Source organism: Klebsiella sp. Lac1 (assembly GCF_009825425.1).
Lineage (GTDB): Bacteria > Pseudomonadota > Gammaproteobacteria > Enterobacterales > Enterobacteriaceae > Klebsiella > Klebsiella electrica.
The window spans coordinates 113,282-131,467 of sequence record NZ_VJZJ01000004.1 but is presented as its reverse complement, the minus strand read 5'-3'; the positions used below and the strand labels follow the sequence as shown (position 1 = coordinate 131,467).

The 18,186-nt window shown below is 56.7% G+C and carries 16 protein-coding genes; 13 read left to right on the top strand and 3 right to left on the bottom strand.

Going from position 1 to position 18,186, the window contains the following annotated elements; all coding sequences use genetic code 11:
* Positions 1-43 precede the first annotated feature (43 nt).
* From ugpA to ugpQ, 4 genes are all read left to right on the top strand, one after another.
* Positions 44-931 carry a sn-glycerol-3-phosphate ABC transporter permease UgpA gene (ugpA, locus tag FNY10_RS23145; RefSeq protein WP_131049159.1) on the top strand — a complete coding sequence of 296 codons (888 nt, stop codon included), beginning with the start codon at positions 44-46 and terminating at the stop codon, positions 929-931.
* Positions 928-1,773 (top strand): sn-glycerol-3-phosphate ABC transporter permease UgpE, encoded by an 846-nt coding sequence (gene ugpE, locus FNY10_RS23140; protein WP_100684476.1) that lies wholly within the window; start codon positions 928-930, stop codon positions 1,771-1,773. Before ugpA ends, ugpE begins: the two co-directional genes overlap by 4 nt.
* A gap of 269 nt (positions 1,774-2,042) precedes the next feature.
* Positions 2,043-3,113, top strand: a complete 1,071-nt coding sequence (locus tag FNY10_RS23135; protein ID WP_100684475.1) for a sn-glycerol-3-phosphate import ATP-binding protein UgpC — start codon at positions 2,043-2,045, stop codon at positions 3,111-3,113.
* Complete coding sequence (gene ugpQ, locus FNY10_RS23130) at positions 3,110-3,850, top strand: glycerophosphodiester phosphodiesterase (protein WP_100684474.1); 741 nt, start codon at positions 3,110-3,112, stop codon at positions 3,848-3,850. The genes FNY10_RS23135 and ugpQ overlap by 4 nt, the downstream gene beginning before the upstream one ends.
* A gap of 18 nt (positions 3,851-3,868) precedes the next feature.
* Here the strand turns inward: ugpQ and FNY10_RS23125 are convergent, their stop codons facing one another.
* On the bottom strand, positions 3,869-4,192 hold the full coding sequence (locus FNY10_RS23125; protein ID WP_100684473.1) for a DUF2756 family protein: 324 nt from the start codon (positions 4,190-4,192) through the stop codon (positions 3,869-3,871).
* A gap of 116 nt (positions 4,193-4,308) precedes the next feature.
* Between FNY10_RS23125 and ggt the strand changes: the two genes are divergently transcribed.
* Positions 4,309-6,051: a gamma-glutamyltransferase gene (gene ggt, locus FNY10_RS23120; RefSeq protein ID WP_160704279.1), complete on the top strand. Its 1,743-nt coding sequence runs from the start codon at positions 4,309-4,311 to the stop codon at positions 6,049-6,051.
* A 263-nt stretch (positions 6,052-6,314) separates the two neighbouring features.
* On the opposite strand, the gene yhhY is transcribed toward ggt, so the two are convergent.
* The gene (gene yhhY / locus FNY10_RS23115; protein WP_100684471.1) at positions 6,315-6,803 is read right to left on the bottom strand and encodes an N-acetyltransferase; all 489 of its coding nucleotides are present in this window, start codon (positions 6,801-6,803) and stop codon (positions 6,315-6,317) included.
* Positions 6,804-7,145: 342 nt separating this feature from the next.
* On the opposite strand from yhhY, the gene FNY10_RS23110 reads away from it, so the two are divergent.
* The 5 genes from FNY10_RS23110 (at position 7,146) to gntU (ending at position 12,178) form a co-directional block, all read left to right on the top strand.
* Positions 7,146-8,183: an oxidoreductase gene (locus FNY10_RS23110; RefSeq protein WP_131049155.1), complete on the top strand. Its 1,038-nt coding sequence runs from the start codon at positions 7,146-7,148 to the stop codon at positions 8,181-8,183.
* Between the two features lie 121 nt (positions 8,184-8,304).
* Complete coding sequence (yhhW, locus tag FNY10_RS23105; RefSeq protein WP_160704281.1) at positions 8,305-9,000, top strand: quercetin 2,3-dioxygenase; 696 nt, start codon at positions 8,305-8,307, stop codon at positions 8,998-9,000.
* Positions 9,001-9,126: 126 nt separating this feature from the next.
* The gene (gene gntR, locus FNY10_RS23100; RefSeq protein WP_100684468.1) at positions 9,127-10,122 is read left to right on the top strand and encodes a gluconate operon transcriptional repressor GntR; all 996 of its coding nucleotides are present in this window, start codon (positions 9,127-9,129) and stop codon (positions 10,120-10,122) included.
* Positions 10,123-10,307: 185 nt separating this feature from the next.
* Entirely contained in the window at positions 10,308-10,838 is a 531-nt protein-coding gene (gene gntK, locus FNY10_RS23095; RefSeq protein WP_004868532.1) for a gluconokinase, read from the top strand.
* On the top strand, positions 10,838-12,178 hold the full coding sequence (gene gntU, locus FNY10_RS23090; RefSeq protein WP_100684467.1) for a gluconate transporter: 1,341 nt from the start codon (positions 10,838-10,840) through the stop codon (positions 12,176-12,178). The genes gntK and gntU overlap by 1 nt, the downstream gene beginning before the upstream one ends.
* Here gntU and FNY10_RS26675 read toward each other — a convergent pair.
* A complete protein-coding gene (locus tag FNY10_RS26675; RefSeq protein ID WP_202395449.1) occupies positions 12,175-12,498 on the bottom strand; it encodes a hypothetical protein in 324 nt (107 codons plus the stop codon). The two genes, gntU and FNY10_RS26675, sit on opposite strands and share 4 nt — an antisense overlap.
* Positions 12,499-12,602: 104 nt before the next feature.
* Between FNY10_RS26675 and asd the strand changes: the two genes are divergently transcribed.
* From asd to glgX, 3 genes are all read left to right on the top strand, one after another.
* A complete protein-coding gene (gene asd / locus FNY10_RS23080) occupies positions 12,603-13,709 on the top strand; it encodes an aspartate-semialdehyde dehydrogenase (protein WP_160704283.1) in 1,107 nt (368 codons plus the stop codon).
* A 247-nt stretch (positions 13,710-13,956) separates the two neighbouring features.
* Positions 13,957-16,143 carry a 1,4-alpha-glucan branching enzyme gene (gene glgB / locus FNY10_RS23075; RefSeq protein ID WP_131049154.1) on the top strand — a complete coding sequence of 729 codons (2,187 nt, stop codon included), beginning with the start codon at positions 13,957-13,959 and terminating at the stop codon, positions 16,141-16,143.
* Positions 16,140-18,116 (top strand): glycogen debranching protein GlgX, encoded by a 1,977-nt coding sequence (gene glgX / locus FNY10_RS23070; protein ID WP_131049153.1) that lies wholly within the window; start codon positions 16,140-16,142, stop codon positions 18,114-18,116. The genes glgB and glgX overlap by 4 nt, the downstream gene beginning before the upstream one ends.
* Positions 18,117-18,186: the final 70 nt, after the last annotated feature.

Below are 18,186 nucleotides of genomic sequence, written 5' to 3'. Positions count from 1 at the left end.
GAGCGCAGTTGCCACCCGGCGATGTCTGGAAAAGAGTCCATCTATGTCATCATCCCGTCCGGTATTCCGCTCGCGCTGGCTGCCTTATGTGCTGGTCGCGCCGCAGCTGATTATCACGATTATTTTCTTTATCTGGCCCGCGGGCGAAGCGCTGTGGTATTCGCTACAAAGCGTTGATCCTTTTGGCCTTTCCAGCCAGTTCGTTGGCCTGGACAACTTCGTGACCCTGTTCCACGACCCGTACTATCTGGACTCATTCTGGACCACTATCAAGTTCAGTAGCATGGTGACCTTCAGCGGGCTGATTATTTCTCTGTTCTTTGCTGCGCTGGTGGATTATGTCGTGCGCGGCAGCCGCTTTTATCAAACCCTGATGCTGCTGCCCTATGCCGTGGCGCCAGCGGTGGCGGCGGTATTATGGATTTTCCTCTTTAACCCCGGCCGTGGACTGATAACCCATTTCCTCGGCGAGATGGGCTACGACTGGAACCATGCGCAAAACAGCGGCCAGGCGATGTTCCTGGTGGTCTTTGCCTCGGTGTGGAAGCAGATAAGCTATAACTTTTTGTTTTTCTTCGCCGCATTACAGTCGATCCCGCGCTCGCTGGTCGAAGCGGCCGCCATTGACGGCGCTGGGCCGATTCGCCGCTTCTTTAAACTGGCGCTGCCGTTGATTGCGCCGGTCAGCTTCTTCCTGCTGGTGGTCAACCTGGTCTACGCCTTCTTCGATACCTTCCCGGTGATCGATGCCGCCACCGGTGGCGGCCCGGTACAGGCGACCACGACCTTGATTTATAAGATCTATCGCGAAGGTTTCGCCGGGCTCGATCTGTCGGCGTCCGCCGCCCAGTCGGTAGTTCTGATGTTGCTGGTGATTGTGCTGACAGTCGTTCAGTTCCGCTACGTCGAAAGTAAGGTGCGCTACCAATGATTGAGAACCGTCGCGGGCTGACGATTTTCAGCCACATCATGCTGATTGTGGGGATCGCCGTCATCCTGTTCCCGCTGTATGTCGCGTTTGTTGCCGCGACGCTGGATAACAAAGCCGTTTTTGAGACGCCGATGACGCTGATTCCCGGCGGCCATCTGCTGGAAAATATGGCGACTATCTGGACCCAGGGCGTTGGTGCGAACAGCGCGCCATTCTGGCTGATGATGCTGAACAGCTTCATCATGGCCTTCGGTATCACGGTCGGGAAAATCGTGGTCTCGATGCTCTCCGCGTTCGCCATCGTCTGGTTCCGTTTCCCACTGCGTAACCTGTTCTTCTGGATGATTTTTATTACCCTGATGCTGCCGGTTGAGGTACGTATCTTTCCCACCGTGGAAGTCATCGCGAACCTGAAGATGCTCGACAGCTATGCCGGGCTGACGCTGCCGCTGATGGCCTCGGCGACCGCCACCTTCCTGTTCCGCCAGTTCTTTATGACGCTGCCGGACGAGCTGATTGAAGCGGCGCGTATCGACGGCGCCTCACCGATGCGCTTTTTCCGCGACATCGTGCTGCCGCTGTCGAAAACCAATCTTGCGGCCCTGTTTGTTATCACCTTTATCTACGGCTGGAACCAGTATCTGTGGCCGCTGCTGATTATTCAGGATGTGAATCTTGGCACCGCAGTGGCGGGTATCAAAGGCATGATCGCCATCGGAGAAGGCACCACGCAGTGGAACCAGGTGATGGCCGCGATGCTGCTGACGTTGATTCCCCCGGTTGTTATCGTTTTAGCCATGCAGCGTGCGTTTGTGCGTGGTTTAGTGGACAGTGAGAAGTAGGTTGTATCCCTTGATTATTCGTGGCGTCGACGCTGAGCCGAAACCGCGTAATCAAGGCGGAGGATGATGGACATAGTGGGCCTATGTCCAAATCCGACAACGCAGAGTACGCGGTTTCGGCACGCGTCCCGAAGGGCTAGGGCCATTTTTGCCCGGTACCGCGTTACTCGCGTCTTATTTGGGCCCACCAAACTGCGACGTTTGCGCCTTGCCCCGAGCAAAAATAGCCGCCAGCGACGTTCATGAACAATTAAGGAATACAACCTTTTATGGCAGGTTTAAAACTACAAGCTGTAACCAAAAGCTGGGATGGCAAAACCCAGGTGATTCAACCGCTGACGCTGGATGTCGCCGACGGCGAGTTCATCGTCATGGTCGGGCCATCCGGCTGCGGCAAATCAACGCTGCTGCGCATGGTGGCCGGGCTTGAACGGGTGACCAGCGGCGATATCTGGATTAACCGCCAGCGCGTGACCGAGATGGAACCGAAGGATCGCGGGATCGCGATGGTGTTTCAGAACTACGCGCTTTACCCGCACATGAGCGTGGAAGAGAACATGGCCTGGGGGCTAAAAATACGCGGTATGGGCAAAGGCCTGATCGACGAACGGGTGCAGGAAGCGGCACGTATTCTGGAGCTGGATGGCCTGCTCAAGCGCCGTCCGCGCGAGCTCTCCGGCGGTCAGCGCCAGCGTGTGGCAATGGGACGCGCCATCGTGCGCGACCCGGCGGTCTTTCTGTTTGATGAACCGCTGTCGAACCTCGATGCCAAGCTGCGCGTCCAGATGCGTCTTGAACTCCAGCAGCTGCATCGTCGTCTGAAAACCACCTCGTTGTACGTCACGCATGACCAGGTGGAGGCGATGACGCTTGCCCAGCGGGTGATGGTGATGAACAAAGGCATTGCCGAACAAATTGGCACCCCGGTCGAGGTGTACGAGAAACCGGCCAGTCGCTTTGTGGCGAGCTTTATTGGCAGTCCGGCGATGAACCTGCTGGACGGGCGCATCAGTGAAGATGGTCGTCGTTTTGAACTGGAAGGCGGTCTGCGTTTACCGATGAATGGCGAGCATCGCCGCCATGCCGGGCGTAAGATGACGTTAGGTATCCGCCCGGAGCATTTTGCATTAAGCTCCCAGGCGGAAGGTGGCGTACCGCTGGTGATGGATACGCTGGAAATTTTAGGTGCCGATAACCTTGCCCACGGTCGCTGGGGCGAGCAGAAACTGGTGGTCAGGCTGCCGCATCAGCAGCGTCCGCCGGCAGGCAGCACGCTGTGGCTGCATCTGCCCGAGGATCATCTGCACCTCTTTGATGGTGAAACAGGACAACGCGCATGAGCCACTGGCCTTATCCTCACATCGTCGCCCATCGTGGCGGCGGGAAACTGGCGCCGGAAAATACGCTGGCGGCCATCGATGTCGGCGCCCGTTTCGGGCATACGATGATCGAGTTTGACGCCAAGCTGTCGAAAGACGGACAGATTTTTTTGCTGCACGATGACAACCTTGAGCGCACCAGCAACGGCTGGGGCGTCGCCGGCGAGCTGGCCTGGAGCGAACTGCTGAAAGCCGATGCCGGCAGCTGGTATAGCCATGAATTCAAAGGCGAACCGCTGCCGCTGCTGGCCGAGGTTGCCGATCGTTGTCGTCAGCACGGCATGATGGCGAATATCGAGATTAAACCGACGACCGGCACCGGGCCGCTCACCGGGAAAGCGGTGGCGCTGGCGGCTCGTGAGCTGTGGCAGGGCATGACGCCGCCGCTGCTCTCATCGTTTGAAATTGACGCGCTGGAGGCGGCGCAGCAGGCGGTACCCGAGCTGCCGCGCGGGCTGCTGCTGGATGAGTGGCGCGAGGACTGGCGCGAGTTGACCACGCGGCTGGGGTGCGTTTCGATCCACCTTAACCATCAACTGCTGGATGAGCCGCGAGTGGCAAGCCTGAAAGCCGCGGGTCTGCACATTCTCGTCTATACCGTCAATAAACCCCAGCGGGCGGCTGAGCTGTTGCGCTGGGGCGTGGACTGCATTTGTACCGATGCCATTGATGTCATCGGTCCTGACTTCCAGGCCTGATCCGCCGGCAGACGACCGCTATGGCGTCGTCTGCCGCTGTAACATCCCTCCGTTGGTATTCGGCAACATCTGCTGTGACGAATTCAAATTACCGCTCTGGATGACCCGCTGCTGGTTGTTGTTGAGCTGCGTCTGGAGTTGCTGCTGCTGGGCGCGCGCCTGGTTCTGCATATCCTGCTTCAACATGCTTTGCTGTTGCTGCTGTTGGACCTGCATCTGATTTTGCATCCGCTGCTGGCTGGGGATGACGTACCCCGGCTGGTTGGGGTTGTTGTCCGTATTGAGCGGCTGCGCCAGAACGCTCAGCGGCATCAGCGCCGCCAGAAATAACAGTGCTTTCATGGTTCTCTCCTCCCTGCGTGGGATCACTTAAGTGTATCTCCTTTTCAGCATAACAATGATTTTTTAGGACTTATCAGCCAGGCTTAAGCGGGGAAAAATACTTCAGGAGTCAGACAATGATAAACACACGTTCATGGCGTCAGGTGGTCATCGCTGCTTTGCTGGCCGGCGGAAGTTTTACCGCCGCGGCAAATCCCGCCCCGCCGCCCGTTTCTTATGGTGTAGAAGAAGATGTCTTTCACCCGGTTCGTGCCCGGCAGGGGATGGTTGCCTCGGTGGATGCGATGGCGACCCGTGTCGGGGTGGATATTTTGCGCCAGGGCGGCAACGCGGTCGATGCCGCGGTGGCCGTGGGCTATGCGCTGGCGGTCACGCATCCGCAGGCCGGTAATATTGGCGGCGGCGGGTTTATGATGCTGCGCACCAAAGACGGTAAAACGACGGCAATTGATTTTCGCGAAATGGCGCCTGAGCAGGCCACCCGCGATATGTTCCTTGACGATCAGGGCAACCCGGATAGCAAAAAATCGCTCACTTCACATCTGGCCTCTGGTACGCCGGGTACCGTAGCGGGCTTCTCATTAGCGCTGGAAAAATACGGCACTATGCCGCTGAACAAGGTGATCCGTCCGGCGATTAAGCTGGCGGAAGAGGGCTTTACGGTGAACGATGCGTTGGCCGACGATCTGAAGACCTACGGGAGCGAAGTCATCCCCAGCCACCCGAACAGTAAAGCCATCTTCTGGAAAAACGGCGAGCCGTTGCAGAAAGGCGACAAGCTGGTGCAAAAACAGCTGGGCAAAAGCCTTGAGCTGATCGCGGAGCACGGTCCGGATGCGTTCTATAAAGGGGCGATTGCCGAGCAGATTGCCGATGAAATGCGCAAAAACGGTGGGCTTATCACCAAAGCCGATCTTGCCGGCTATAAGGCGGTCGAGCGTACGCCGATAAGCGGCGAATATCGCGGTTATCAGGTGTTTTCGATGCCACCGCCTTCGTCCGGAGGGATCCACATCGTACAGATCCTCAATATCCTCGAAAATTTCGACATGCATAAATATGGCTTCGGCAGCGCAGACGCCATGCAGGTGATGGCGGAAGCTGAAAAACATGCCTATGCCGACCGCTCGGAGTATCTCGGCGATCCGGACTTCGTCAAAGTGCCGTGGCAGGCGCTGACCAACAAAGCCTACGCCAAATCGATTGCTGAACAGATTGATATCAACAAAGCCAAACCTTCGAGCCAGATTCGTCCGGGTAAACTGGCGCCGTATGAAAGTAACCAGACCACCCATTTCTCAGTGGTGGATAAAGAGGGTAACGCGGTGGCGGTGACCTATACGCTGAATACCACCTTCGGGACCGGTATTGTGGCGGGGAGTTCCGGGATCCTGCTGAACAACCAGATGGATGACTTCTCGGCGAAACCGGGCGTGCCCAATGTCTACGGGCTGGTGGGCGGCGATGCCAACGCCGTCGGGCCGAAAAAGCGTCCGCTGTCGTCGATGTCGCCGACTATTGTGGTGAAAGAGGGGAAAACCTGGCTGGTGACCGGCAGCCCGGGCGGTAGCCGTATCATTACCACCGTACTGCAGATGGTGGTCAACACCATCGATTTCGGTATGAACGTGGCGGAAGCCACCAATGCGCCGCGCTTCCATCATCAGTGGCTGCCGGATGAGCTGCGGGTGGAGAAGGGGTTCAGCCCGGATACGCTGAAGCTGCTGGAGCAGAAAGGGCAGAAAGTGGCGTTGAAAGAGGCGATGGGCAGTACCCAGAGCATTATGGTGGGCCCGGACGGGACGCTGTATGGCGCCTCCGATCCGCGCTCGCCCGGTGATTTGACGGCAGGGTACTGATTTATTTGCCGGGCGGCACTGCGTTTGCCCGGCCTACAGGATGATGCGGGGTCTCCCGGCAAGCGTTGCACCGCCGGGCAAATCCCCGATGGGCTGAACGGGGGTATTTACCCTCCTCCGGCTTATCGATGGGCCGGTAGCGCAGGAGATGGCGGGAAGCTGCGGATAAAATGCCGGGTGGCGGCTGACGCCTTACCCGGCCTACAGGATGATGCGGGGTCTCAGGCCCGGCAAGCGTTGCGCCGCCGGGCAATACTTAGCGCTTACTTGAGGCGCGCCATAAAATGCGCATCCACATACTCGCCGTTGCGCAGGGCGAATCTCTTACCGGTCCCTTCCACAATAAAGCCAAATTTGCGGTAAAGCGCTATCGCGGAGGGGTTGTCTGTAAACACGGTTAACTCAATGCGATCGACGCGTAGCCAGTTATCACACAGATTAACCATCTCGCGCATCAGCGCGCTGCCGACGCCACGACCGCGCGCCTGCGCCGCAACGCTCACACCGAAGGTCGCTACGTGGCTGCGACGAGGGCTGGGCTCGACGCTTAGCCTGAGGTGGCCCACCACCTGTTCGTCGACAGTGGCGACCAGATGACGGCTACCGGGTTTCGGTAGCAGGCGTTCCTGCCACATTTCCATCGAGGGATGAGGTAGCTGTAGCGTGTCGTGATAGACCTCCGGATGCGCAGTAAGCTGGCGTAAAGGTTCTGCATCACGCGGTTCAGCGTGGCGTATCACGATATCACTCATTCCTCTTCTCCTGTGCCGCGGCATCGCGGTCTTGATCTACTTTATGAGTCTTTTAAACATCCCTGACTTTAAAAAATGCGTCAATGCCTAATTTTTGCAAAAAGAGGTAGACAAGTGCGAATGAGAATGATTATTATTGTCCTGCATTCAGGGAGACCCTTGCGGAAAGCCTGAAAGCACGACATTGCTCACATTGCTTCCAGTATTACTTTAGCCAGCCACGCGCTGGCTTTTTTTTGCTTTTTTGCCGGCCGTTTCCACCATCCTGAATAGGTCAGGCGTTAAGTTCATCGCCGGGGTGCGCTATGGTTAGCAGCAGAAACCTCAACACAGGACGGCGTTATGACTCTGCACTGCGCATTTATTGGATTTGGCAAAAGCACTACCCGCTACCACCTTCCGTATGTTCTGCACCGTAAAGACCACTGGCACGTCGCGCATATCTATCGTCGTAGCGCGAAGCCGCAGGAGCAAGCGCCGCAGTACTCACATATCCATTTCACCAGTGAACTTGATGAGGTGCTCAATGATCCGCAGGTGAAGCTGGTCATTGTCTGTACCCATGCGGATAGCCATTTTGAGTATGCAAAGCGCGCGCTAGAGGCCGGTAAAAATGTGCTGGTAGAAAAACCGTTTACCTCGACGTTAGCCGAGGCGAAAGCGCTGTTTGCGCTGGCGAAAAGCCGGGGGTTGACCGTGACGCCATACCAGAACCGCCGCTTTGATTCCTGTTTCCTGACGATGAAAAAGGTGATTGAGAGCGGCAAACTGGGCGAGATCGTGGAGGTTGAGAGCCATTTTGACCTCTATCGCCCGGTCGCAGAAACGCAGCCCGGAGTGCCGCAGGATGGCGCATTCTACGGTCTTGGCGTGCATACGATGGATCAGATTATTTCGTTATTTGGCCGCCCGGACCGCGTGACCTATGACATCCGCAGCCTGCGTAACAAAGCCAACCCGGACGATACGTTTGAAGCCCAGCTGTTCTACGGCGACCTGAAGGCGATTGTCAAAACCAGCTACCTGGTGAAGCTGCCGTATCCGAAGTTTATCGTCCACGGCCATAAAGGCTCATTTATCAAATACGGTATCGATCGGCAGGAAACCAGCCTGAAAGCCAATATTATGCCGGGTGAGCCGGGATTCGGCGCGGACGATACGTTTGGCCTGCTGGAGTACGTCAATGAGGCGGGTGAAACCGTGCGGGAAGAGATCCCGCTTGAAACCGGCGACTATGGGCGGGTCTATGATGCGCTGCATGAAACCCTCGTTAACGGTCAGCCAAATTACGTCAAGGAATCTGACGTTCTCACGAATATGGAGATCCTCGGACGCGGGTTTGAACAGCCCTCTCCGGCCACAATAACCCTCGATAAATAAGCCCTCCTGGCTCCTCTGCAATTGTTCATATTTTTTGAACAGAGGAGTCAATTTTCACCCTCTATGATCGTGAGTGGATTGAGTCCACACTGACTCCATCGAAAACATACGGGGGTGCAACATGATCTACTTACGCAAAGCTAACGAACGCGGTCACGCTAACCATGGCTGGCTGGATTCCTGGCATACTTTCTCTTTCGCGAACTATTATGATCCGAACTTTATGGGCTTCTCAGCGCTGCGCGTGATTAACGATGACGTGATTGATGCCGGCCAGGGCTTCGGTACCCATCCGCACAAAGATATGGAAATCCTGACCTACGTGCTGGAAGGGGTGGTGGAGCACCAGGATAGCATGGGTAACAAAGAGCAGGTTCCGGCGGGCGAGTTCCAGATCATGAGCGCCGGTACCGGGATTCGTCACTCCGAGTACAACCCAAGCAACACGGAAAAACTGCATCTGTACCAGATCTGGATTATGCCGGAAGAAAACGGCATCACTCCGCGCTACGAACAGCGTCGCTTTGATGCTCTGCAGGGCAAACAGCTGGTGCTGTCGCCGGATGCCCGTGACGGTTCACTAAAAGTGCACCAGGATATGGAACTGTACCGCTGGGCGCTGCTGAAAGATGAACAGTCGGTGCATCAGATTGCCGCGGAACGCCGCGTGTGGATCCAGGTGGTGAAAGGCGAAGTGACGATTAACGGTACCAAAGCGACCACCAGCGATGGCCTGGCGATTTGGGACGAGCAGGCGATTTCGGTTCACGCCGACAGCGATAGTGAGATCCTGCTGTTCGATCTGCCGCCGGTCTGATGCGGTTCTGAAGATGTTTAAATAAATTGCGCAACCTTCCCGGATGTTTGGGAAGGTTGCGCTTTGTCCGTGATAAACTGAGAAAATGTCTCCCCGTTATCACAGTCAGGAATCACAGTCAGGACGATGAAAAAGAAAAGACCCGTACTTCAGGATGTAGCCGATCTTGTCGGCGTGACCAAAATGACGGTCAGTCGCTTTTTACGTAACCCGGAACAGGTTTCCGAGGCCCTGCGTGGCAAGATTGCCGCTGCTCTCGATGAACTGGGTTATATCCCCAATCGTGCGCCTGATATCCTCTCTAATGCCACCAGTCGCGCCATTGGCGTGCTGCTGCCTTCGTTAACCAACCAGGTCTTCTCGGAAGTGCTGCGCGGAATTGAAAGCGTCACCGATGCCTTCGGTTACCAGACGATGCTGGCGCACTATGGCTATAAGCCGGAAATGGAAGAAAAGCGTCTTGAATCCATGCTCTCATGGAACATTGATGGCCTGATTCTCACCGAACGTACCCATACTCCTCGCACGCTGAAAATGATCGAAGTTGCCGGTATCCCGGTGGTGGAACTGATGGACAGCCAGTCGCCGTGCCTCGATATCGCCGTCGGTTTTGATAACTTCGATGCCGCGCGCCAGATGACCGCAGCGATTATTGCCCGCGGCCATCGCCACGTGGCGTATCTGGGGGCGCGCCTCGATGAACGTACTATCATCAAGCAAAAGGGATACGAACAGGCGATGCGCGATGCCGGCATGACGCCGTATAGCGTGATGGTTGAACAATCTTCATCCTATTCGTCAGGGATTGAGCTGATGCGCCAGGCGCGTCGCGAATATCCGCAGCTCGATGGCATCTTCTGTACCAACGATGACCTTGCGGTCGGCGCCGCCTTTGAGTGCCAGCGCCTGGGATTGAAAATTCCGCACGATATGGCGATAGCCGGTTTCCACGGCCATGATATTGGTCAGGTGATGGAGCCGCGACTGGCCAGCGTGCTGACTCCGCGCGAGCGAATGGGGCGCATTGGTGCCGAGCGGCTGCTGGCCCGCATTCGGGGTGAAGTTGTGACGCCTAAGATGTTAGATTTAGGTTTCACATTGTCACCGGGCGGATCAATTTAGACTGACAAGTTTGAAGTAGATCACACATATTCATTTCTGGCACGAATGGTGATTGCTTATCCCTAAATCCGGCATGACAATGTTACCGATAACAGTTACCCGTAACAATCAATCTGCATACGAGCCTTCACGCTGTATTCTTGCAGCCAGTACGGCTTCGTATATGTGTCCAGTGGGAGGAAGCTTTGAGCACGACTAACCATGATCACCACGTCTATGTCCTGATGGGCGTTTCCGGCAGTGGTAAATCCGCTGTCGCCAGCGAAGTGGCGCATCAGCTGCATGCCGCGTTTCTCGATGGTGACTTTCTGCATCCGCGTAGCAACATCAACAAGATGGCCTCCGGCGAGCCGTTAAACGACGATGACCGTACGCCGTGGCTGCAGGCGCTGAACGACGCCGCTTTTGCCATGCAGCGTACAAATAAAGTCTCGCTGATCGTCTGTTCCGCACTGAAAAAGAGCTATCGCGATATTCTCCGCAAGGGCAACCCGAATCTCTCTTTCGTCTACCTGAAAGGCGATTTTGACCTGATCGAAAGCCGTCTGAAGGCGCGTAAAGGCCATTTCTTTAAAACCCAGATGCTGGTGACCCAGTTTGAAACGCTGCAGGAACCTGGCGCAGACGAAGGCGACGTTTTAATCGTCGATATTGATCAATCGCTGGAAGGCGTGGTCGCGAGCACCATTGAGGTGATCAACAAAGGCAGTAACTAGTGAGTACATTAACGCTTGTTTTAACAGCAGTTGGCTCCGTTTTGCTGCTGCTGTTTTTAGTCATGAAGGCGCGTATGCATGCTTTCGTGGCTTTGATGGTGGTTTCTATTGGCGCGGGTCTCTTTTCCGGAATGCCGCTGGATAAAATCGCGGCGACGATGGAAAAAGGGATGGGTGGGACGCTGGGCTTCCTGGCGATCGTCGTGGCACTCGGGGCGATGTTCGGCAAGATCCTGCATGAAACCGGCGCTGTCGATCAGATTGCCGTGAAGATGTTGAAATCTTTCGGCCACAGCCGCGCCCATTACGCGATTGGCCTCGCCGGTCTTATCTGTGCGCTGCCGCTGTTTTTCGAAGTGGCGATCGTGCTGCTGATCAGCGTGGCCTTCTCCATGGCGCGCCATACCGGTACTAACCTGGTGAAACTGGTTATCCCGCTGTTTGCGGGCGTGGCGGCCGCGGCGGCGTTCCTGCTGCCCGGACCTGCGCCGATGCTGCTGGCATCGCAAATGCACGCTGATTTTGGCTGGATGATCCTGATTGGCCTGTGCGCGGCGATTCCAGGCATGATTATCGCCGGGCCGCTGTGGGGCAACTTCATCAGCCGCTACGTTGAGCTGCATATTCCTGACGATATTAGCGAACCAAGCCTCGGTGAAGGCAAGATGCCGTCCTTTGCCTTTAGCCTGTCGCTGATTCTCCTGCCGCTGGTGCTGGTGGGGCTGAAAACAATTGCCGCGCGCTTTGTGCCGGTTGGCTCCAGCGCTTACGAATGGTTTGAGTTTATCGGCCATCCGTTCACCGCGATTCTGATAGCCTGTCTGGTGGCTATCTATGGCCTGGCGGTACGTCAGGGGATGGCGAAAGATCGGGTGATGGAGATCTGCGGTCATGCGCTGCAGCCTGCGGGGATTATCCTGCTGGTTATCGGCGCCGGCGGCGTGTTCAAACAGGTGCTGGTTGACTCCGGCGTGGGGCCGGCGCTCGGCGAAGCGCTGACGGGCATGGGTCTGCCTGTCGCTATTACCTGCTTCGTGCTGGCGGCCGCGGTACGTATTATCCAGGGTTCTGCAACCGTCGCCTGCTTAACCGCCGTCGGGCTGGTGATGCCGGTCATCGAGCAGCTGAACTACAGTGGCGCGCAGATGGCGGCGCTCTCCATCTGTATCGCGGGCGGTTCCATCGTAGTGAGCCACGTCAACGATGCGGGTTTCTGGCTGTTCGGGAAATTTACCGGCGCCAGCGAAGCGCAGACGCTGAAAACCTGGACGATGATGGAAACTATCCTCGGCACCACCGGTGCCATCGTTGGTATGATCGCGTTTACGCTGTTAAGCTAAACGGCGAAAGATTGCCCGGCCGAGCGACGCGAGGCCGGGCATATCACCCGCCTGATACCGGCAAAATCCCTCTCTGCTGAGCGATAAGACAAAAGGATTACGCCTCGTAAGGCCGCATCAGGCCTGATTTCCTCCGCTTTCCTCCCCGGCGCGATATCGCTAAATTTCTGCGCAGAACCATAATCCAGATCAATAAAAAAGCGGCGGAAAATATTCCCTTCCTGAGGCAATTCCCCCGATAATCTTCGAGGTTTTTCTGGAGACTGATACCGACAGAAGCTGCGTTCAATAAGTTGCTTTTCTGATTGCCGTGCAATCATTGATTAATTTCACTTGCGACTTTAGCAGCATTTTGTAATGTGAGAGATGATCCAGCAGGAAACTGGCTAGGCACAAACAGCACACATCTCCCAGGAAATACGTTATGAAAAATGTTGGTTTTATCGGCTGGCGCGGAATGGTCGGCTCTGTACTCATGCAACGCATGGTTGAAGAGCGCGACTTCGACGCCATTCGCCCTGTTTTTTTCTCCACCTCTCAGCTGGGGCAGCCGGCTCCATCCTTTGGTGGCAGCACCGGCGGTACGCTTCAGGATGCCTTTGACCTGGACGCGCTGAAGGCACTGGACATTATTGTGACCTGCCAGGGCGGGGATTATACCAACGACGTTTATCCGAAGCTGCGTGAGAGCGGCTGGCAGGGGTACTGGATTGATGCCGCTTCTTCGCTGCGCATGAAAGACTACGCCATCATTATTCTTGATCCGGTAAACCAGGACGTGATTACCGCTGGCCTGAATAACGGCGTGAAAACGTTTGTTGGCGGCAACTGTACCGTCAGCCTGATGCTGATGTCCCTCGGCGGCCTGTTTGCCCAGGATCTCGTGGAGTGGGTTAGCGTGGCCACTTACCAGGCGGCATCCGGCGGCGGGGCGCGTCACATGCGCGAGCTGCTGACTCAGATGGGCCAGCTGCATAGCCACGTGGCGACTGAGCTGGCGAACCCGGCATCCGCCATTCTGGATATCGAACGCAAAGTGACGGCGCTGACCCGCAGCGGCGATCTGGCGGTGGATAACTTTGGTGTGCCGCTGGCAGGCAGCCTGATCCCCTGGATCGACAAGCAGCTGGACAACGGCCAGAGCCGTGAAGAGTGGAAAGGTCAGGCTGAGACCAACAAAATTCTGGCCACCTCGTCCGTTATTCCGGTCGATGGTCTGTGCGTCCGCGTTGGCGCGCTGCGTTGCCACAGCCAGGCATTTACCATCAAACTGAAAAAAGATGTCTCTGTCCCGACCGTTGAAGAACTGCTGGCCGCACACAACCCGTGGGCCAAAGTGGTACCAAACGATCGTGATATTACGATGCGTGAACTGACCCCGGCTGCCGTTACCGGCACCCTGACCACGCCAGTGGGCCGTTTGCGTAAGCTGAATATGGGGCCGGAATACCTGTCGGCTTTCACCGTCGGTGACCAGCTCCTGTGGGGCGCCGCCGAGCCGCTGCGACGCATGCTGCGCCAGCTGGCTTGATAACTGGATGAACAAAAAGGGGGTGTCTTACACCTCCTTTTTTTTGCGTAATACAAGGAGTAAACGCGGATGTTAGATTTTTTCCAACGGAGGTAAGACAGCCTTGGCTATGCTTTAAGTAAGGAACGATAACGTTGCCTTACCTGAAGGTGGGACGGAGCAGGAGAAAGCACGGTGTGCTGCACCGTTCAGGTCAAAAAAAGTCGTCAGCTACAGGAAAGGGCGACACTTACAACAGGATGAAACCATGTCTAATCGTATCGATAGAGACGTGATTAATGCGCTTATCTCCGGCCATTTTGCGGATCCCTTTTCCGTACTGGGTATGCATCAAACCGCTGCCGGGCTGGAAGTACGCGCATTATTACCCGATGCCACCGATGTCTGGGTTATTGAACCGAAAACCGGGCGCAAAGTCGGCAAACTCGAATGCCTCGACTCACGCGGATTCTTCAGCGGCGTTCTGCCGCGTCGCAAAAATACTTTTCGTTACCAGCTGGCGGTCACCTGGCACGACCAGCAAAACCTGATTGACGACCCTTATCGCTTTGGGCCGCTGCTGCAGGATCTTGATGTCTGGCTGCTGTCGGAAGGGACTCATCTACGGCCTTATGAAACGCTGGGAGCGCACGCCGACACGATGGACGGCGTCACCGGTACGCGCTTTTCTGTCTGGGCGCCAAACGCCCGCCGGGTTTCCGTGGTCGGGCAGTTCAACTACTGGGATGGCCGCCGTCATCCGATGCGCCTGCGCAAAGAGTCCGGCATCTGGGAGCTGTTTGTGCCCGGCGCGCATAACGGCCAGCTGTATAAATTTGAGCTGATTGACGCCCACGGCCACCTGCGTGTGAAGTCCGACCCTTATGCCTTTGAAGCGCAGATGCGCCCGGAAAGCGCATCGCTTATCTGTAGTCTGCCGGAAAAGGTCGAACAGCCGGAGTCCCGCAAGCAGGCCAATCAGTTTGATGCGCCGATTTCGATTTATGAAGTCCATCTGGGTTCCTGGCGCCGCCATACCGATAACAACTTCTGGTTAAGCTACCGCGAACTGGCCGATCAACTGGTGCCCTACGCGAAGTGGATGGGCTTCACCCATCTGGAGCTGCTGCCGGTAAACGAACATCCGTTCGACGGCAGCTGGGGCTATCAGCCGACCGGCCTGTACGCGCCGACCCGCCGCTTCGGTACTCGTGAAGACTTCCGCTACTTCCTGAACGCCGCCCATGCCGCGGGTCTGAACGTGATCCTCGACTGGGTGCCGGGCCATTTCCCGTCGGATGACTTTGCGCTGGCATCGTTTGACGGCACCGCGTTGTATGAACACAGCGATCCGCGAGAAGGTTATCACCAGGACTGGAATACGCTGATCTACAACTACGGTCGCCGTGAAGTCAGCAACTTCCTGGTCGGGAACGCGCTGTACTGGATTGAGCGTTTTGGTATCGACGCTCTGCGGGTGGATGCGGTCGCGTCAATGATCTACCGCGACTACAGCCGCAAGGAGGGCGAGTGGGTGCCCAATGAGTACGGCGGTCGGGAAAACCTCGAAGCGATTGAGTTCCTGCGTAATACCAACCGCGTGCTCGGCGAACAGACGCCGGGGGCAATCACGATGGCCGAGGAGTCTACCGACTTCGCCGGGGTTTCACGACCTTCTTCGACGGGCGGTCTTGGCTTCTGGTTCAAATGGAACCTCGGCTGGATGCATGACACCCTCGACTACATGAAGCTCGATCCCATCTATCGTCGTCATCATCACGACAAGATGACCTTCGGGATGCTCTACAACTACACCGAAAACTTCGTGCTGCCGCTGTCACATGATGAAGTGGTTCACGGCAAAAAATCGATTCTTGACCGGATGCCCGGCGATGCCTGGCAGAAGTTTGCCAACCTGCGCGCCTACTACGGCTGGATGTTTGCCTTCCCGGGGAAAAAACTGCTGTTTATGGGCAATGAATTTGCCCAGGGGCGGGAGTGGAACCACGACGGCAGCCTGGACTGGCATCTGCTGGAAGGCGGCGATAACTGGCATCACGGCGTCCAGCGTCTGGTTCGCGATCTGAACCATACCTATCGTCACCATAAAGCGCTGCACGAGCTGGATTTTGACCCCTACGGCTTTGAATGGCTGGTGGTGGATGATCACGAGCGCTCGGTCTTTATCTTTGTACGTCGCGATAAAGCCGGGAATGAAATCATCGTTGCCAGCAACTTCACTCCGGTGCCGCGCCACGACTATCGTTTCGGGATTAACCAGCCAGGACGCTGGCGAGAAGAACTGAATACCGACTCGATGCACTACCACGGTAGCAATACCGGTAACGGCGGCATCGTGGAAAGCGAGGCTATCGCCAGCCACGGGCGGGAACATTCTCTCTCAATTACGCTACCGCCGCTGGCGACCGTCTGGCTGGTACGGGAGGCAGAATGACGACACTGGCGGCCGGAAAACCCTCGCCGTTGGGCGCAAGCTATGACGGAAAGGGCGTGAACTTCACGCTCTTTTCCGCCCATGCCGAACGGGTGGAGCTCTGCGTGTTTGATGCGCAAGGCAATGAGCAGCGGTTCGATTTACCCGCGCGCACGGGCGATATCTGGCACGGCTGGCTTCCTGCCGCCGGGCCGGGTCTGCGCTACGGCTACCGCGTGCATGGGCCTTGGGATCCGGCGCAGGGGCACCGCTTTAATCCGGCCAAACTGCTGCTCGACCCGTGCTGTCATCGGGTTGAGGGCGAACTGCACGATGATGAGCGCCTCCACGGCGGCGATCTTTCTCCCGATCGTCGCGACAGCGCGGCGATTGCGCCAAAGTCGCAGGTGGTGGATCTGTATTACAACTGGCAGAATGATGCGCCGCCGGGAACGCCCTGGGGCCAGACGGTTATCTATGAAGCCCATGTGAAAGGGCTGACCTGGCTGCATCCCGGGTTGCCGGAGTCTATTCGCGGCACCTATAAAGCGCTGGGCCATCCGGTGATGATCGATTACTTCAGGACCCTTGGCATTACGGCGCTGGAGCTGATGCCGGTGGCGCAGTTTGCCAGTGAACCGCGCTTGCAGAGAATGGGATTAAGCAACTACTGGGGCTATAACCCGATGGCGATGTACGCGCTCGATCCGCGCTATGCCAGCGAGCCTGCGCGTGCGCTGGATGAGTTTCGCGATGCGGTAAAGGCGCTGCATGCGGCGGGTATCGAAGTGATCCTCGACATAGTGCTGAACCACAGCGCCGAAATTGACCTTGAGGGGCCGACCTTCTCTTTGCGCGGAATCGATAACCGTAACTATTATTGGATCAGAGAAGACGGGGATTACTACAACTGGACCGGCTGCGGCAATACGCTCAATCTCAGTCAGCCGAACGTGGTGGAGTATGCCCGCCAGTGTCTGCGGTTTTGGGTCGATGAGTGCCATGTCGATGGCTTTCGCTTTGATCTAGCCTCGGTGATGGGACGCACGCCGGAATTTCGCCAGGATGCGCCGCTGTTTGAAGCGATCCGTAACGATCCGCATCTGGCGGCGGTGAAGCTGATTGCTGAACCCTGGGATATTGGCGCCGGCGGCTATCAGGTGGGGAACTTCCCGCCGCTGTTTGCCGAATGGAATGACCATTTTCGCGATGTCGCAAGGCGCTTCTGGTTACAGCAAAGCGTGTCGCTGGGCGAGTTTGCCCGGCGTTTTGCCGCCTCCAGCGATCTCTTTTCGCGTAACGGTCGCCAGCCCGCTGCGGCGGTGAATCTGATCACCGCCCACGATGGTTTCACCCTGCGCGACTGCGTTTGCTTCAATCAGAAGCATAATGAGGCGAATGGTGAAGAGAATCGCGATGGGACTAACAATAACTACAGCAGCAATCATGGTATAGAGGGAACAGGAGGCAGTCTTGATGTGCTTGAACGGCGTCGGGACAGCGTTCATGCCCTGCTCTCGACGCTGCTGCTGGCACAGGGCACGCCGATGCTGCTGGCGGGTGACGAGCATGGTCATAGCCAGCACGGCAACAATAACGCCTATTGTCAGGACAACGCATTGACCTGGCTTGACTGGAACCAGGCAAATAGCGGGCTGACGGCATTTACCGCTGCGCTTATTCACCTGCGTCGATGCATACCGGCATTAACCAGCAATCGCTGGTGGCAGGAAGGGGATGATAACGTTGTTTGGCTAAACCAGTATGCGCAACCGTTAACTGCTGATGAATGGCAGCATGGCACCGCGCGTCTGCAAATTTTGCTGTCTGGCCGTTGGTTAATGACGGTGAATGCCACCGCTGAGGTGGCGCATATGGAATTACCTGAGGGGGAGTGGCATGCCGTTCCTCCTTTCGCCGGAGAGGATAATCCGGTCGTCATGGCTGTCTGGCACGGGCCCGCGCACGGAGTGTGCGTATTTCAAAGGTCGTAAGCCCTGAAGCTTCCGGTTGCTCTCGCGGCCGCTGCGCGGCGAGAGGGACAGGAAGGCTGGGATGTAAAAA

Excerpts from the sequence above, each read along its gene's own strand:
- FNY10_RS23110 (WP_131049155.1), top strand. The coding sequence starts at position 7,146 with ATGACTCTGCACTGCGCATTTATTGGATTTGGCAAAAGCACTACCCGC.
- yhhY (WP_100684471.1), bottom strand. The coding sequence starts at position 6,803 with ATGAGTGATATCGTGATACGCCACGCTGAACCGCGTGATGCAGAACCT.
- glgX (WP_131049153.1), top strand. The coding sequence starts at position 16,140 with ATGACGACACTGGCGGCCGGAAAACCCTCGCCGTTGGGCGCAAGCTAT.
- FNY10_RS26675 (WP_202395449.1), bottom strand. The coding sequence starts at position 12,498 with ATGATTGCACGGCAATCAGAAAAGCAACTTATTGAACGCAGCTTCTGT.
- yhhW (WP_160704281.1), top strand. The coding sequence starts at position 8,305 with ATGATCTACTTACGCAAAGCTAACGAACGCGGTCACGCTAACCATGGC.
- ugpQ (WP_100684474.1), top strand. The coding sequence starts at position 3,110 with ATGAGCCACTGGCCTTATCCTCACATCGTCGCCCATCGTGGCGGCGGG.
- FNY10_RS23125 (WP_100684473.1), bottom strand. The coding sequence starts at position 4,192 with ATGAAAGCACTGTTATTTCTGGCGGCGCTGATGCCGCTGAGCGTTCTG.
- gntR (WP_100684468.1), top strand. The coding sequence starts at position 9,127 with ATGAAAAAGAAAAGACCCGTACTTCAGGATGTAGCCGATCTTGTCGGC.
- ggt (WP_160704279.1), top strand. The coding sequence starts at position 4,309 with ATGATAAACACACGTTCATGGCGTCAGGTGGTCATCGCTGCTTTGCTG.
- ugpA (WP_131049159.1), top strand. The coding sequence starts at position 44 with ATGTCATCATCCCGTCCGGTATTCCGCTCGCGCTGGCTGCCTTATGTG.
- ugpE (WP_100684476.1), top strand. The coding sequence starts at position 928 with ATGATTGAGAACCGTCGCGGGCTGACGATTTTCAGCCACATCATGCTG.
- FNY10_RS23135 (WP_100684475.1), top strand. The coding sequence starts at position 2,043 with ATGGCAGGTTTAAAACTACAAGCTGTAACCAAAAGCTGGGATGGCAAA.
- asd (WP_160704283.1), top strand. The coding sequence starts at position 12,603 with ATGAAAAATGTTGGTTTTATCGGCTGGCGCGGAATGGTCGGCTCTGTA.
- glgB (WP_131049154.1), top strand. The coding sequence starts at position 13,957 with ATGTCTAATCGTATCGATAGAGACGTGATTAATGCGCTTATCTCCGGC.